Annotated in this window: 13 protein-coding genes; 6 read left to right on the forward strand and 7 right to left on the reverse strand. The window is 67.8% G+C overall.

Going from position 1 to position 15064, the window contains the following annotated elements:
• The 5 genes from folP to FAZ79_RS02605 all read right to left on the reverse strand — a co-directional run.
• Positions 1–739 (reverse strand): dihydropteroate synthase (gene folP, locus FAZ79_RS02585; RefSeq protein WP_136866360.1); only part of this gene is annotated, 739 nt, incomplete at its 3' end.
• Positions 736–2748, reverse strand: a complete 2013-nt coding sequence (gene ftsH / locus FAZ79_RS02590; protein ID WP_136866361.1) for an ATP-dependent zinc metalloprotease FtsH — start codon at positions 2746–2748, stop codon at positions 736–738. The genes folP and ftsH, both read right to left, overlap by 4 nt.
• A gap of 93 nt (positions 2749–2841) precedes the next feature.
• Positions 2842–3465 (reverse strand): 23S rRNA (uridine(2552)-2'-O)-methyltransferase RlmE, encoded by a 624-nt coding sequence (gene rlmE / locus FAZ79_RS02595; RefSeq protein ID WP_136866362.1) that lies wholly within the window; start codon positions 3463–3465, stop codon positions 2842–2844.
• 146 nt (positions 3466–3611) lie between these two features.
• On the reverse strand, positions 3612–4088 hold the full coding sequence (locus tag FAZ79_RS02600; RefSeq protein ID WP_136866363.1) for a copper chaperone PCu(A)C: 477 nt from the start codon (positions 4086–4088) through the stop codon (positions 3612–3614).
• Complete coding sequence (locus FAZ79_RS02605; RefSeq protein ID WP_169303539.1) at positions 4085–4744, reverse strand: SCO family protein; 660 nt, start codon at positions 4742–4744, stop codon at positions 4085–4087. The genes FAZ79_RS02600 and FAZ79_RS02605 overlap by 4 nt, the downstream gene beginning before the upstream one ends.
• A gap of 103 nt (positions 4745–4847) precedes the next feature.
• On the opposite strand from FAZ79_RS02605, the gene yhbY reads away from it, so the two are divergent.
• The 6 genes from yhbY to FAZ79_RS11800 all read left to right on the forward strand — a co-directional run bounded on the left by yhbY (position 4848) and on the right by FAZ79_RS11800 (position 12450).
• Complete coding sequence (gene yhbY / locus FAZ79_RS02610) at positions 4848–5165, forward strand: ribosome assembly RNA-binding protein YhbY (protein WP_136866365.1); 318 nt, start codon at positions 4848–4850, stop codon at positions 5163–5165.
• Complete coding sequence (gene aat / locus FAZ79_RS02615) at positions 5162–5833, forward strand: leucyl/phenylalanyl-tRNA--protein transferase (RefSeq protein WP_136866366.1); 672 nt, start codon at positions 5162–5164, stop codon at positions 5831–5833. The genes yhbY and aat overlap by 4 nt, the downstream gene beginning before the upstream one ends.
• Positions 5834–5967: 134 nt before the next feature.
• On the forward strand, positions 5968–7965 hold the full coding sequence (locus FAZ79_RS02620) for a monovalent cation:proton antiporter family protein (protein WP_136866367.1): 1998 nt from the start codon (positions 5968–5970) through the stop codon (positions 7963–7965).
• Positions 7966–8077: 112 nt separating this feature from the next.
• Entirely contained in the window at positions 8078–8311 is a 234-nt protein-coding gene (locus tag FAZ79_RS02625) for a hypothetical protein (protein ID WP_136866368.1), read from the forward strand.
• A 226-nt stretch (positions 8312–8537) separates the two neighbouring features.
• Positions 8538–12002 carry a transcription-repair coupling factor gene (gene mfd, locus FAZ79_RS02630; protein WP_136866369.1) on the forward strand — a complete coding sequence of 1155 codons (3465 nt, stop codon included), beginning with the start codon at positions 8538–8540 and terminating at the stop codon, positions 12000–12002.
• 43 nt (positions 12003–12045) lie between these two features.
• Positions 12046–12450, forward strand: a complete 405-nt coding sequence (locus tag FAZ79_RS11800) for an RDD family protein (protein ID WP_136866370.1) — start codon at positions 12046–12048, stop codon at positions 12448–12450.
• Between the two features lie 109 nt (positions 12451–12559).
• Here FAZ79_RS11800 and ftsZ read toward each other — a convergent pair whose 3' ends face one another.
• Entirely contained in the window at positions 12560–13717 is a 1158-nt protein-coding gene (gene ftsZ, locus FAZ79_RS02640; protein ID WP_247709471.1) for a cell division protein FtsZ, read from the reverse strand.
• 46 nt (positions 13718–13763) lie between these two features.
• A complete protein-coding gene (ftsA, locus tag FAZ79_RS02645) occupies positions 13764–15008 on the reverse strand; it encodes a cell division protein FtsA (RefSeq protein ID WP_136866371.1) in 1245 nt (414 codons plus the stop codon).
• Positions 15009–15064 lie beyond the last annotated feature (56 nt).

The raw sequence follows: 15064 nt of genomic DNA on the forward strand, positions 1-15064 counted from the left end.
CCAGCAGGGCGGCGGCCGCGCTGCCCACCGCTCGCCGATCCACCGGCTGGCCGGTGGCCTCGCCGATCATGCGCTTGCGCGACATGCCCACCAGGACGGGGGCATCCAGTCGCGCGAGCTCGCCGAGCCGGCGCAGCAGCTCGAAGTTCTGCTCATGGGTCTTGGCAAAGCCGAAGCCCGGGTCCACCAGGAGCCGCTCGGCCGGCACGCCGGCCTCCCGAAGCAGGCGCAGGCGGTCGGCCAGGTAGTCGATCACATCGGTCACCACGTCGCGGTAGTCGGTCCAGGTCGCCATGTCGCCGGGCTCGCCGCGCATGTGCATCACGCACACCGAGGCGCCACTCGCCGCTGCCGCCTCGACAGCGCCCGGCCGGGTCAGCGCCCGCACGTCGTTGATCAGGCAGGCGCCCGCCTCGACCGCGCGCGTCATGACGCTCGGGGTGCTGGTGTCGACCGACAGCGGGCAATCGAACCGAGCCGCCAACGCCTCGATGACGGGGATGACGCGCGCCAGCTCCTCGTCTTGGGTCACCGGCGTGGCGCCCGGACGCGTCGATTCCCCACCAATGTCGAGTAGGTCGGCACCCGCCTCAAGCATCGCCTCGGCCGCCGCGAGCGCCCGGTCGACGCTGTTGAATCGACCGCCGTCGGAAAACGAATCCGGCGTGGCATTCAGGATGCCCATGATCAACGGGCGTCCCGTCTGCCGCCAGTCCGGGCAGGCGCGCGGGGCGTTCATCCGCCGCGCGACCCTCCAAGCGGGTCGCCGCTGGGCGTGCGGTTGCCGTCATCGGCATCCGTCCGGTCGCCATCCGACGAGTCGCCCTCCTCGCGCGTGGGCTGGTCGTCCTCGACCTCCTCGTCGGTGGTGTCGATGTGCGCGCCGGAACTCGGCGGCTCGCCCCCCGTACCGGCACCACGCTCGCCCCAGTCCTGGGGTTCGCGCACCGGCCGACGCTCCATCAGGTCGTCGATCTGGCCGGCGTCGATGGTCTCGTACTTCATCAGCGCGTCGGCCATGGCGTGCAGGATGTCCATGTTTTCCACCAGGATCTGACGGCAGCGCTGGTAGTTGCGGTCGATGACGTCCTTGATCTCGACGTCGATGACCTCCTTGGTCTCGTCGGAGAAATGACCGCCCGAGGCCTGCCGACCCATGAACGGATCGCCGTCATCCTCCGAGTAGTAGAGCGTGCCGAGCTTCTCGGACATGCCCCACTTGGTCACCATGTTGCGCGCGAGCTCCGTGGCCCGCTCGATGTCGTTCGAGGCGCCGGTGGTGACGGCCTCGTCACCGAAGATCAACTCCTCGGCGATCCGCCCGCCGAACAGGCTGGAGATGTTCGATTCGAGCTTGCGCTTGGAATAGCTGTAGCGATCGGCGTCCGGCAGGAACATGGTGATGCCGAGCGCCCGGCCGCGCGGGATGATCGAGACCTTGTAGACCGGGTCGTGCTCGGGCACCAGGCGACCGACGATCGCGTGACCTGCCTCGTGGTAGGCGGTGAGCTTCTTCTCGTCTTCGCTCATCACCATCGACTTCCTTTCGGCGCCCATGATGATCTTGTCCTTGGCCCGTTCGAGGTCGGCCATGGTGACGTCGGGCTTGTTGGCCCGCGCGGCGAACAGGGCCGCCTCGTTGACCAGGTTGGCCAGATCCGCGCCCGAGAAGCCCGGCGTGCCACGCGCGATCAGGGACGGCTCGACATCCTTGGCCGCCGGCACCTTGCGCAGGTGAACGTTAAGGATCTGCTCGCGACCGCGCACGTCCGGCAGGCCGACCACGACCTGGCGATCAAAGCGGCCCGGGCGCAGCAGCGCCTTGTCGAGCACATCGGCGCGGTTGGTGGCCGCGACCACGATCACGCCCTCGTTGCCCTCGAAGCCGTCCATCTCGACCAGCAGCTGGTTGAGGGTCTGCTCGCGCTCGTCGTGACCGCCGCCCATGCCCGAGCCGCGATGACGGCCGACCGCGTCGATCTCGTCGATGAAGATGATGCACGGCGCATGCTTCTTGGCCTGCTCGAACATGTCGCGGACACGCGAGGCGCCCACGCCCACGAACATCTCGACGAAGTCCGAACCGGAGATCGAGAAGAACGGCACCTTGGCCTCGCCGGCAACCGCCTTGGCCAGGAGCGTCTTGCCGGTGCCCGGCGGGCCGACCATCAGCACACCGCGCGGGATATTGCCACCCAGGCGCTGGAACTTGCCCGGGTCCTTGAGGAAGTCGACCAGCTCGACCACCTCCTCCTTGGCCTCGTCGGCACCGGCCACGTCGTTGAACGTGACCTTGACCTGGTCCTCGCTCATCAGCTTGGCCTTGGACTTGCCGAAGCTCATGGCGCCGCGGCCGCCACCGCCCTGCATCTGGCGCATGAAGAAGATCCAGATCGCGATCAGCAGGATGAACGGGAACCACTGGATGAAGATCGTCATCAACAGCGACGGCTTCTCCGGCGGCTTGGCGTTGATCGCCACGTTGTTGTTCAGGAGGTCACCGACCAGGGCACGGTTGTCCGTCTCCGGGCTGTAGGTCTCGAAGCGGGTGCCCGAGCCGGTGGTGCCCTTGATGGTCTGACCTTCGATGGTGACCGAGTCGACGCGCCCGCTCTTCACGTCCTGAATGAACTGCGAGTACGGCACGGCACTCGTGGTGGTCGCGCGCTGATCGAAGCTGTTGAACACCGTCATCAGCACGATCGCGATTACCACCCAGATCAGGATGTTCTTGGTCAAGTCGTTCAACGCAACACCTCTGCGTACAGCCGCAAACAGGCGGACATCCCCGATGCCCGCCTGCCCTGGCGAATCAATGAATCGAATATTGTTCGGACAACCTTATCTCACGCGCTTGCCGGTTGCCACCAGATACACCTCTCGCGAGCGTGGCCGGGAGGCCTTGGGCTTGCGCACCACCACGCGATCGAAGCGCTGACGCGTTTCCTTGACGTACTCGTCGAAGCCCTCGCCCTGGAACAGCTTGGTCACGAAGGCGCCCTTGGGCTTGAGCATGCGATCGCAGAAATCGAGTGCGAGTTCCGCGAGATACATGGAGCGGGGAATGTCGACCGAATCCACCCCACTCATGTTGGGGGCCATGTCGGAAAGCACAAGGTCGACCTCGCGCTCGCCCAGGGCCGCCTCCAGTTCGTGCAGCACGGCGTCCTCGGTGAAGTCGCCCTGCAGCACGGTCGTGTCGGCGAACTGATCCATCGGCAACAGGTCGAGGGCGAAGACGTGTCCCTTGCTGCCGACGATCTGGGCGGCGTACTGGGTCCAGCCGCCCGGCGCGGCGCCCAGGTCGACTACCGTCATGCCCGGCTTGAGAAACCGATCGCGTTCGTTGAGCTCGATCAGCTTGTAGACGGCACGCGAGCGCCAGCCTTCACGCTGCGCCTTTTGCACGAACTCGTCACGAAAATGCTCGGCGAGCCATCGTTTGCTGCTGACCGACCGCGCCATGGGGCCTCCGGGTGGGATGTTGCGGGAGGCGGATTATCCCCCATCCCCCCTTGCCACCCAAACCGGGCGCGGCGAATCACGAAGGACCGCCGACGGTGAGCGGCACCGGAAGCCGATCTCGGCGCCCGGGCCTCAGCGGCGGGGTTTCAGTGATGATGGTGGCCATGATCGTGAGAGTGCCCTGCCGGCTGCGCGGCACGCGGGCGCACGACCGCCTCGACCGTCTGGGTGCTGCCGTCCTCGAACTCGAGCTCGATCGCGATGCGATCGCCCTCGGCCGGCGCGCGCTCCGCGCCGATCAGCATGATGTGCAGGCCACCCGGTGCCAACGTGACGGCCTCGCCGGCCGGCACGGTAATCCGATCCTGGCGCACCATGCGGTGCATGCCGTCCTCGTTGAACGACCGATGCAGCTCGACCGTTTCGAACCCGGGCGCATCGGCCCCGACCACGTGCACCGGCTGGTCGTCGCCGTTTCGCCATTCCATGAACGCGGCCGTGGCGTAGGCGCCCGGCGGGGACAGCACCACCCAGGGGTCGCGCACGTCGAGCTCGGCGGCCACGGCCGGCAGGGTTACCACGGAGGCTAGCGTGGCTAGGATCAGGGCGGACAGGCGTTTCATTCGGGATCTACCTCGGAGAGAAAGGACTGGAGCGTCGTGACGATCCGGTCAGGCTGATGTGGCCCCGGCAACAGGGCGAGCATCCGTCCTTGCGGATCGATCAGGCGAAAGCCGGTGTCGTGATCGACACTGTAGCGCCGTTCACCCGGCGCGTGCTTACCGATACGGTAACCGGCCTTTACCGCGCCGGTGACCGCGTCGATCGCCTCGCGCGATCCGGTCACCGGCACGAATGCCTGGTGGAAGAAGGCGGTGTACTGGGCCAGGTGATCCGGCGTGTCGCGCTCGGGGTCGACCGACAGGAACACCACCTGCCAATCGCGTTCGGGCAGCCGTGACTGCAATGCCGGGAGGATCACCGCCAGTTGCCCGAGCTCGGTCGGGCAGACGTCGGGGCAATAGCTGTAACCCACGTAGAGCAGCGTCCAGCGCCCGTCAAACAACGTCGGGGTCTGGACCGGACCGTCCACGCCATCGAGCGTCACCTCGGGCACCGGCATGGGTGCCTCGGGGGTGCGTAACACCAGCGGCTCGGGGCTCTCGTAGCCGGCAAGCGGGTTGGCCTCGGCGTTCTCGGCATCCGACTGGCAGCCGGCGAGCAACGAGACGATAACGACGGGCAGGAGCAGAACGCGCAGCAACATGGTGTCGGTCATTGGTCCGAGAGAGTCCAGAACGGTAAACTGCCGAGTCATCCACGGCGTTGCAATGTGTGATTTCACACAGCCGCCTCCCTGATTCCCGGAGAGTCCCGACGACATGAATCTCACCGCCCGCCAGCGACAGTATCTTCGCGCCGAAGCCCACCACCTGAAGCCCGTGGTGCTCCTCGGCCAGCACGGCCTGACCGAGGCGGTGCTCGCCGAGATCGAGCAGGCCCTCGAGATCCACGAACTGATCAAGGTGCGCGTGCCGGGCGTCGAGCGCGACGAAAAGCGCCAGATCATCGACGCGATCACCGACGAAACCAAGGCCACCCTCGTGCAGACGGTCGGCCACATTGCGGTGCTGTTCCGCCCGCGAGCCAGCTACTCGGACTTCAACCTGCCCAAGCCGGGGAAACCCAAGCAGCAATGATCCCGCTGCTCGGGCCGGAGCCTGCCGCCTTTCCACCGGTTGCCAGCGCGCTGACCGAGCCCAATGGCCTGTTGGCCGCCGGCGGTGATCTGTCGGTCGAGCGCCTGACGGAAGCGTATCGGCGCGGCATCTTCCCCTGGTACTCCGAGGGCGACCCGATCCTGTGGTGGAGCCCGGACCCGCGCACCCTGTTCACGCCCGAGCGTTTCCACGTCTCGCGCAGCCTGGCCAAGTGGCGCCGGCAGGAACGCTATAGAGTCACGGTCGACACGGCCTTCGCCGAGGTGGTCGACGGCTGCGCCGGGCCGCGCCGCGGCGATCCGGGCACCTGGATCGTGCCGGCCATGCGCCAGGCATTCCTCGACCTGCACGCCGCCGGCATCGCCCACTCGGTGGAAGTCTGGGCCGGCGACACCCTGGTGGGCGGACTGTTCGGCAGCCGGCTCGGCCGGGCGGCCTTCGGCGAGTCGATGTTCAGCCGCGCGCCCAATGCCTCGAAGTTCGCGCTGGCCGCCATCCTGGTCGACGGGGTCTGGGGAGAGATCGACTTCCTCGACGCCCAGTTCACCACCGAGCACCTGCTCGGCCTGGGTGCCGAGGAATACCCGCGTTCGGTGTTCACGCGCTGGCTCGACGAGGCGGCTCGCCGCAACGAGCCGGGCGGGTGAGCCTCACGCCTGCCGAGCGACTCGCCCCGCCCGCGCCCGAGGCGGTTGTGATAAAACAGGGGGCATTCGCTTAGCCGGTTAACCAGTCATACCGGCGACACGCCGCCCGCCCACGTCAAGGAACGAGACATTCCATGCCTGCCGACACCACGGCCACCCTGCTCTCCCTGCTGCTGATCTCGGTCGTCGCCGTGGTGGCGTTGCGCCGCCTGAACCTCCCGGCGATCCTCGGCTACCTCGCCGTGGGCGTGGTGGCCGGCCCGCATGCGCTCGGGCTGGTCAAGGACATCCACGACATCCATCTCATCGCCGAGTTCGGCGTGGTGTTCCTGCTGTTCATGCTGGGGCTGGAGTTCTCGCTCACGCGCCTGATCGCGATGCGCCGGGCGGTGGTCGGCATGGGGGGCGCGCAGGTACTCCTCACCGCCGTGATCACCGGCGGCGCGGCCCTGATGATGGGCTTCTCGCCGGCCGCCGCCTTCACCCTGGCCGGGGTGATGACCGTCTCGTCGACCGCCATCGTCATCCGCCAGCTCGGCGAGCAGCTCGAGGTCAATTCCCGCCACGGCAACAACGCCGTCGGCATCCTGCTGTTCCAGGACCTGGCGGTCATCCCCTTCCTGATCGTCATCCCGGTGCTCGGCGTGTCGGGCGCGGCGGGCGATGCGGGCAACCTCACCCTGGAGATCACCCTGACGCTTGGCGCCGGCGTGCTCGCCGCGATCGGCCTGTTCTTCGGCGGGCGCTGGGTGCTGCGCCCGCTGTTCCGCGAGATCGCCAAGTCCCGCTCGGCCGAGCTGTTTACGCTGGCCGTCCTGCTGACCGTGCTGGGTGCCGGCTGGCTGACCAACGCCGCCGGCCTGTCCTGGGAGCTGGGCGCGTTCCTCGCCGGCATCGCGCTGTCCGAGACCCAGTACAAGCACCAGATCGAGGCCGACATCCGGCCCTTCCGCGACGTGCTGCTGGGGCTGTTCTTCATCACGATCGGCATGATGCTCGACGTCGGCGGCCTGCCGGAGATCGGTCACTGGGTGCTGATGTTCCTCGCCCTGCTGATCGCCGCCAAGACGGCCATCATCTTCCTGATCGGCCGCGCGATGGGCGAGGCGCCGGGCGTGGCCCTGCGCTCGGGCCTGGTCCTGGCCCAGGGGGGCGAATTCGGCTTTGCCATGCTCTCGATCGCCAGCCCCGACCTGATGACCGACATGCAGCACCAGATCGTGCTGGGCACCGTGATCTTCTCGATGGTGCTCACCCCGATCCTGGTCAAGTACAACGGCACGATCGCCAAGCGTCTGGTGCCGGGCTACGCCAAGAGCCGACGCCAGCACAACGTGGAGGTGCGTGCCGATGCCAGCGACGTCTCGCGGCACGTGCTGATCTGCGGCTTCGGTCGCGTCGGGCAGAACGTCGCCCGCCTGCTGAAGAGCGAAGGGATCGACTACACGGCGATCGAGGTCGACCCCGACATTGTCCAGCAAGCCAACGAGGCCGGCCTGCGCGTCTACTTCGGCAACTCCACGCACCTCGACATCCTGCAGTCGGCCGGGCTGGATCGGGCGCGCGCCGTGGTGATCAGCCACCTCGACGACGCCTCGACCATCAAGACCATCGAGGTGATCCGCGGCCACAACCGCGACATCCCGGTGATCGTGCGCACCCGCACCGACGAGCACCTCGATCGCATCCACGAGGCGGGCGCCACCGAGGTGGTCGCCTCGGTCTACGAGATGAGCCTCGCGCTGGGCGGGCACGTGTTGCGCACGCTCGAGGTGCCGCTGGCCAAGATCCTGCGCCAGATCCAGGAAATCCGCCAGGCCGACTACGCCCCGCTGCGTCACACCTTCCACGGCGACCGCGCCCGTGACGAGGACGACTTCGCCCTGCTCGCTCCCCGCACCCTCAAGAACGTGGCACTGGTGCCGGGGGCCGCGGGCATCGGCAAGCAGCTGGGCGTCATCCTGACCGATCACGACGGCGTGGTGGTCGATTCGATCAACCGCCATGGCATCCGCGGCGAGAGCCCGAGCGACGACGTCGAACTCCAGGAAGGCGACGTGCTGACGCTCTACGGCTCGCCCGAGGCACTCGACACCGCCGAGCAATTATTGCTGACCGGCCGACCGGACTGACCGCCGGCAAACCCTCGGCAAGACGGGCGAGATTGGAAATCCGGCGGCATTTCACTAGGATAGGCCTATCAACGACAACGACCTGATCCCGAGGTCAGGGGAGGCAAGCGACATGATCGCCAATGTGGACAGCGGCTACAGCAACGTGGCGGCCGCGGACGGCATGCTCTCGGCACCGTCCAATCAGCAGACGGCCAACCCGAGCGCCCAGACGCGCAACACGCCGGTCGAAAACCCCGTGGAGAACCGGGTAAACGGCGGCGAACCGACCGCTGCCGCCCAGAACCGGGCCGGTGACGAGCAACAGGACGGCGGCCCGGGCAGCATGATCGACGTGCGCGCCTGATCCGATCGGGATTGACACGAGGCAGCAACCACCGCTGCCGGGGAATGCGGGCTACGGCCCGCATTTTTTTGTCTGCGCCGCCCCGGCGATCGGCAGCGTCGCCATCAACCCCGCCGCCCGTGCAGCCACGCGGCAAATAGGCGACAATCGCGCCTTCGCATCCGACCGCCTTGATACACGCCGGCCCTCGCGGGGCCTGCCTCGACCACGACCCGCAACCGACTCCATGAGCGACGCCAAGCAGTCCATCGCCCAGCCCGCCGATCACCGCGACCCGATCTACCTGCGCGTGCACACCGAACTCGGCCGCGCGCTGGCCACGCGCCTGGCGGCCGTTGCCGCGGACCGGCCGCTCCTCGCCGTGTTGCCCGACAGTCGAGCGGTCAACGACACCCGCGCCGCCCTGGCGTTCCTGGGCGTCGAGGCCAGCATCTTCCCCGACTGGGAAGTCCTGCCTTACGACCGCTTCTCGCCGCACCAGGACCTGATCTCCGACCGGCTTTCAAGGCTGTGGCGACTGCCCGGCGAATCGCGTGGCCTGACCCTGATCGCCGCGCCCACCCTGCTCCAGCGCCTGCCGCCACCGGCTTTCGTCACTGGTCAGGGCATGGTGCTGGAGGTCGGGCAGCGCCTGGACCGCGAGGCCTACCGTCATCAACTCGAGGAGGCCGGCTACAGCCTGGTCTCGACCGTCGAGCAGCACGGCGAATACGCCCTGCGCGGCGGACTGATCGACGTCTTCCCGATGGGCGCCAACGAGCCGGTGCGCATCGACCTGTTCGACGACGAGATCGAGACCCTGCGCCATTTCGATCCCGAATCGCAGCGCTCCACCGAGACGGTCGAGGCCATCACCCTGCTGCCGGCCCGCGAATATCCCTTGACCGACAAGGGCATCGCCACCTTCCGTCAGAACTGGCGCAACACCTTTCCCGGTGACCCCACCAGCGCCCCCATCTACAAGCAGGTGTCGGAAGGACTGGTACCGGCCGGCATCGAGAGCTACCTGCCGCTGTTCTTCGAGTCGACCGCCACCCTGTTCGATTTCCTGCCGGACTCGGCCCGGCTGCTGCTGTTCGATGGCGTCGAGTCGTCCCTCGAGGCCTTCGTCCACGAGACCGGCGAGCGCTTTGCCCAACGCGCCGGCGACATCGATCACCCCATCCTCACCCCCGAGGCGCTCTACCAGACACCGGAGGAATTCGGCGAGCAGCTCAAGGCCCTGCCGCGCTGGCAACTGGTGGCGGGCAACGACGAGCGTTTCCCGCAGGCCGGCGACATCGGCGACCGGCCGCTGCCCGACCTGACGGCCGGCAGCGCCGCCCAACCGGCGGTGATCGAACGACTGGCCGAATTCGTGCGCGAATTCGACGGCCACACCCTGCTGGTCGCCGAGAGCAGCGGTCGGCGACAGGCCCTGATCGAGCAGACCGCCGCCGTCGGGCTCGAGCCGCTGGCCATCAAGGGCTGGGACCAGGCCGACAAGGCGCCGGTCAGTATCGCGGTGGCCGAACTCGAGCACGGCGCCATCCTGCCCGCCACCGGCCGACCGGTGGCGGTGATCAGCGAGACCAACCTGTTCGCCGAGCGCGTCGCCCAACGACGGGCCAAGTCTCGCCGCGGTCGGGACGCCGACGCGATCATCCAGAATCTCGACGATCTCGCCATCGGCGCACCGGTGGTCCACGAGGATCACGGTGTCGGCCGCTTCCAGGGGCTGGTCACCCTGGAGATGAACGACCAGCGGCAGGAATACCTGCTGCTGACCTACGCTGACGACGACAAGCTCTACGTGCCGGTCTCCAGCCTCGAGCGCATCTCGCGCTACACCGGCGGCGCCGAGGAAACCGCTCCCTTGCACCGGCTCGGCTCCGGGCAATGGGAGAAGGCGAAAAAGCGCGCCGCCCAGCAGGTACACGACGTGGCCGCCGAGTTGCTGGATGTTCACGCCCGCCGGGCCGCGCGCAAGGGCACCTCGCTCAAGGCCGACGAGGCCGACTACCGCCAGTTCGCCGAGGAGTTCGCCTTCGAGCCCACCGACGATCAACGCCTGGCGATCGAGCAGGTACTCACCGACATGGCGGCCGGCCAGCCGATGGACCGGGTCGTCTGCGGCGACGTGGGCTTCGGCAAGACCGAGGTGGCCATGCGCGCGGCCTTCGTCGCCGTGCAGAACGGCGCGCAGGTCGCCGTGCTGGTGCCGACCACCCTGCTCGCCGAGCAGCACATGCGAAACTTCCGTGACCGCTTCGCCAACTGGCCGGTGACCATCGAGAGCCTCTCGCGCCTGTCGGGCGGGAAGAAGACCGGCGAGCTGCGCGAGCGCATCAAGGCCGGCCAGGTCGACATCGTCATCGGCACGCACAAGCTGCTGCGCGACTCGCCCGAGTTCGCCAACCTCGGGCTGGTGATCATCGACGAGGAGCAGCGCTTCGGCGTGCGCGACAAGGAACGCCTCAAGGCCCTGCGCGCCGAGGTGGATCTCCTGACCCTGACCGCCACGCCCATCCCGCGCACGCTCAACATGGCGCTCTCGGGCATCCGGGACCTGTCGATCATCGCCACCCCGCCGCGCGAGCGCCTGGCGGTCAAGACCGTGATCCTGCGCTGGGACGAGGTGCAGATCCGCGAGGCGATCCAGCGGGAACTCAAGCGCGGCGGCCAGGTGTACTTCCTGCACAACGAGGTCAAGAGCATCGACCGCATGGCGCGCCTGGTCGAGGAGATCGTGCCGGAGGCACGCATCGGCGTGGCCCACGGGCAGATGGGCGAGCGCGGGCTCGAGCAGGTGATGTCGGACTTCTACCACCAGCGTTTCAACGTGCTGGTCTCGACCACGATCATCGAGTCGGGGATCGACATCCCCACCGCCAACACCATCCTGATCCACCGCGCCGACAAGTTCGGCCTGGCGCAGCTCCACCAGCTGCGCGGCCGGGTGGGTCGCTCGCACCACCGCGCCTACGCCTACCTGATCACCCCGGAGCCGGGTCAGCTCACCCCGGATGCGCAAAAGCGCCTCGAGGCGATCGCCGCGCTCGAGGACCTGGGCGTGGGCTTCACGCTCTCCACCCACGATCTCGAGATCCGCGGCGCCGGCGAGTTGCTGGGCTCGGGTCAGTCCGGGCAGATGCACGAGGTCGGCTACCGCTACTACATGCAACTGCTCGACCGGGCGGTCGCCGCCATCCGCGAGGGACGCGAGCCGGCGCTCGATGCCCCCCTGCCCCCCTCGAGCACCGAGGTCGACCTGGGCGAACCGGCCCTGATCCCCGAGGACTACGTCAGTGACGTGCACACCCGCCTGACCCTCTACAAGCGCCTGTCCACCGCCGAGAGCGACGAGGCCCTCGACGAACTCAAGGTGGAACTGATCGACCGCTTCGGCCTGCTGCCCGAACCGGTCGTCGCCCTGGTCGAGACCCACCGTCTGCGCATCCGCGCCCGGCGGATCGGCATCACCAAGATCGAGCTGACCGCCCGTGGCGGCCGGCTGATCTTCGGCGAGAATGCCCGCATCGACCCGGCCAAGCTGGTCGCCGCCGTGCAGGCCGCCCCGGACACCTATCGCCTGTCGGCCGACACGCTGCGCTTTACCCGCGACATGCCGACGCTCGACGACCGCCTGAAGACCATCGAGGTCATCCTGGCCGACATCGCCCTGCCCGAGCGCGAGAAAACCAAGGCATGACGACCAAAACGCCCCCCAAGCGCCCGGCGCGCACCGCGCCCCTGTGGCGACGTGCCGCCGCCCTGTTCTACGACACGCTGTTCGTGATCGCCGTGGTGATCCTGGCGACGTTCATCGCCCTGGTCTTTACCGGCGGCGAGCCCGTCCCCCCGGAGGCCCGATCCAGTGGCTGTTCCGCCTCTACCTGCTCGCCTGGATCGCCGCCTACTTCGTGTTCTTCTGGTGTCGCTTCGGTCAGACGCCGGGCATGAAGGTCTGGCGCCTGCTGCTGATCCGCGAACGTGCCGGCCCGTGCATCGGTCCGATGCTCGCCCGCTTCGGCTTCGGCCTGCTGAGCCTCGCCACGCTGGGCCTGCTGTTCTTCATCACGCTACGCGACCCGCAACGCCGCAGCTGGATCGACGACCGTCAGGCCATGCGCGTGGTGCAACTACTGCCGAACACCTGAACCGGCCGAAAGCCTGAAAAGGAAAAGGCCCCGCGGACACATGTCCGTGGGGCCTTTGTTCTTGCCTCGCGAGTTTTCATCCCCCGGCCCTGGCGGCCGGGGCCGTCATTCAGTCTGCCTGGTGGCGCAGGAACGACGGGATGTCGATGGTGTCGAGGTTGATCGCGGTGTTGCCGCGATGCGCGGTGCCGGCGTAGGCCTGCTGGGCCTCGGCGCGCGGCTGCTCGCTCGACTCGGTCGCCTCCTCGCGGCGGGCGTTGTCGATCACCACGCGCGGCTTGCTCGACTCGGCGTTGACGTTCTTGATCCGCGACAAGCCGGTGGCCACCAGGGTGACGCGCAGCTGGCCGTCGAGCTCGTCGTCGACTGCCGTGCCCACCTTGACCACCGCCTCGTCGCCGGCCAGCCCCTGGACCATCTCGCCGATCTCCATGAACTCGCCGATCGAGAGATCGCCGTTGGAGGTGACGTTGACCAGGATGCCCTCGGCGCCGGTGAGGTTGATGTCGTCGAGCAGCGGGCTGTGGATGGCCGCCTCGGCCGCCTCGGCAGCGCGGTTGTCACCGGTGCCGATGCCGGTGCCCATCATCGCGGTGCCCTTCTCGGTCATGATCGCGCGCACGTCGGCGAAGTCGAGGTTGATCTCGCCCGGACGGGTGATCAGCTCGGAGATGCCGGCCACGGCGGTGAACAGCACCTCGTTGGCGGCGGCGAAGGCGTCACGCAGGGCGGCCTGCTTGCCCATCACCGCGGTGAGCTGGTCGTTCGGGATGACGATCAGCGAGTCGACGTTGTCCTCCAGCTCCTGGATGCCCTCCATGGCCACGGCCGTGCGCTTCTTGCCCTCGAAGGAGAACGGCCGGGTGACCACCGCCACGGTGAGGATGTTCATGTCACGGGCGATCTGGGCGATCACCGGTGCCGCGCCGGTGCCGGTCCCCCCGCCCATGCCGGTGGTGATGAACAGCATGTTGGCATCACTGATTGCCTCCTGGATCTGCTCGCGATCCTCGAGCGCGGCCTGGCGGCCCAGCTCCGGGTCGGCACCGGCGCCGAGACCCTTGGTGATGTTCGCGCCGATCTGCAGTTGCGACGGCGCGTTGCTCTTCACCAGCGCCTGGGCATCGGTGTTGGCACTGATGTACTCGATGCCTTCGATGTGCTGCATGACCATGTGAGCCACGGCGTTGCCGCCGCCCCCACCAACGCCGATGACCTTGATCTTGGCGCTTTCGGTCTGCATTTCAGCCATTGTCCAGTTGCTCATGGTGTCGTCTCCTTCTCTCGCGTGGCGTTCGTATGAATCGTGTGAATCAGAAGTGGTCACGGAACCAGCCCTTCAGGCGTTCCAGAACATTTCCATGGGCCGTTGTCGGTCCATGGGCCGTTTGTTCGCGGGCCTGTTCCAGCCCGTGCAGCATCAAGCCAATCCCGGCTGCGTTTGCCGGGTCCCCCAAGGCATCGAGATTGCCGACCACCCCCTGGGGCGTGCCCAGGCGGGCCGGCATCTGCAGAAAGTCTTCGGCCAACTCGACGAAGCCCGGCATCTGCGCCGTGCCGCCGGTCAGCACCACGCCGGCGTTCACCAGGTTCTGGTAGCCCGACTGGCGGATCTCCTCCTGCACGTAGGAGAGGAGCTCCTCGACCCGCGGGCGGACGATGCGCATCATCGTCTCCTGCGGGATGCGCCGCGGCGGGCGGCCCGAGACGCCCGGCACCTCGATGGCGCGCGAGGCATCGCGGTCGTCCAGCGTCCCTAAGTTGGCGTGGTTGATCTTGATCTTCTCGGCCTCCGCCGGCGGCGTGGTCAGGCCATAGGAGAGGTCGTTGGTGATCTGCTCGCCGGCGATCGGCAGGACCGCGGCGTAGCGCAGCGCCCCGCCGGTGTAGATCGCGACGTCGGTGGTGCCGCCGCCGATATCGATCAGCACCACCCCGAGCTCGCGCTCGTCGTCGTTGAGCACCGCGCGGGCCGCGGCGATCGGCTCGAGGATGGTGCCCTCGACGTGCACGTCACAGCGCTCGACGCACTTGATCACGTTCTGCACGTTGTTCGCCGCCGAGGTGACGATGTGGACGTTTGCCTCGAGGCGATGCCCGCTCATGCCCTGCGGCTTGCGGATGCCGTCCTGGCCGTCGATGCGGAACTCCTGCGGCTCGCAGTGCAGGATCTGCTGGCCGTCGGGGATCTTGACCGCGCGCGCCGACTGGATGACCTGGCTGACGTCGGCGTCGGTGATCTCGCGCCCCCCGGTGCCGGTCATGCCTTGCGAGTCCATGCTGCGCACGTGATCGCCGGCCACGCCCACCCAGGCCGAGCCGATCTCGCAGTCCGACAGAGCGCTCGCCCCGTCGATCGCCCGGCGGATGGCCATCGAGGTGGATTCGATATCGACCACCGAGCCACGCCGCAGGCCCTTGTTGGTCGGATGCGAGCCGTAGCCGATCAGGCTCAGTCGCCCGTCGCCGTCGCATTCGCCAACGAGGGCCGCCACCTTGCTGGTGCCGATGTCGAGTCCGACCACGAACTCCCGCTCTCCTTTTCTCAACGCGCTCATGCTGTGTTTCTGCCCTTGATTGCCATGGTTTCCGAACTGTCCTGGCTCCGGAACAT

It is taken from the genome of Guyparkeria sp. SB14A, from assembly GCF_005096345.1.
GTDB classification, from domain to species: Bacteria; Pseudomonadota; Gammaproteobacteria; order Halothiobacillales; family Halothiobacillaceae; genus Guyparkeria; species Guyparkeria hydrothermalis.

Bases quoted from the DNA above. Each gene is read 5' to 3' on its own strand.
- FAZ79_RS02620 (WP_136866367.1), top strand. From the start codon at position 5,968: ATGCCTGCCGACACCACGGCCACCCTGCTCTCCCTGCTGCTGATCTCG.
- yhbY (WP_136866365.1), top strand. From the start codon at position 4,848: ATGAATCTCACCGCCCGCCAGCGACAGTATCTTCGCGCCGAAGCCCAC.
- FAZ79_RS02600 (WP_136866363.1), bottom strand. From the start codon at position 4,088: ATGAAACGCCTGTCCGCCCTGATCCTAGCCACGCTAGCCTCCGTGGTA.
- ftsA (WP_136866371.1), bottom strand. From the start codon at position 15,008: ATGAGCGCGTTGAGAAAAGGAGAGCGGGAGTTCGTGGTCGGACTCGAC.
- FAZ79_RS02605 (WP_169303539.1), bottom strand. From the start codon at position 4,744: ATGACCGACACCATGTTGCTGCGCGTTCTGCTCCTGCCCGTCGTTATC.
- aat (WP_136866366.1), top strand. From the start codon at position 5,162: ATGATCCCGCTGCTCGGGCCGGAGCCTGCCGCCTTTCCACCGGTTGCC.
- mfd (WP_136866369.1), top strand. From the start codon at position 8,538: ATGAGCGACGCCAAGCAGTCCATCGCCCAGCCCGCCGATCACCGCGAC.
- FAZ79_RS02625 (WP_136866368.1), top strand. From the start codon at position 8,078: ATGATCGCCAATGTGGACAGCGGCTACAGCAACGTGGCGGCCGCGGAC.
- rlmE (WP_136866362.1), bottom strand. From the start codon at position 3,465: ATGGCGCGGTCGGTCAGCAGCAAACGATGGCTCGCCGAGCATTTTCGT.
- ftsZ (WP_247709471.1), bottom strand. From the start codon at position 13,717: ATGAGCAACTGGACAATGGCTGAAATGCAGACCGAAAGCGCCAAGATC.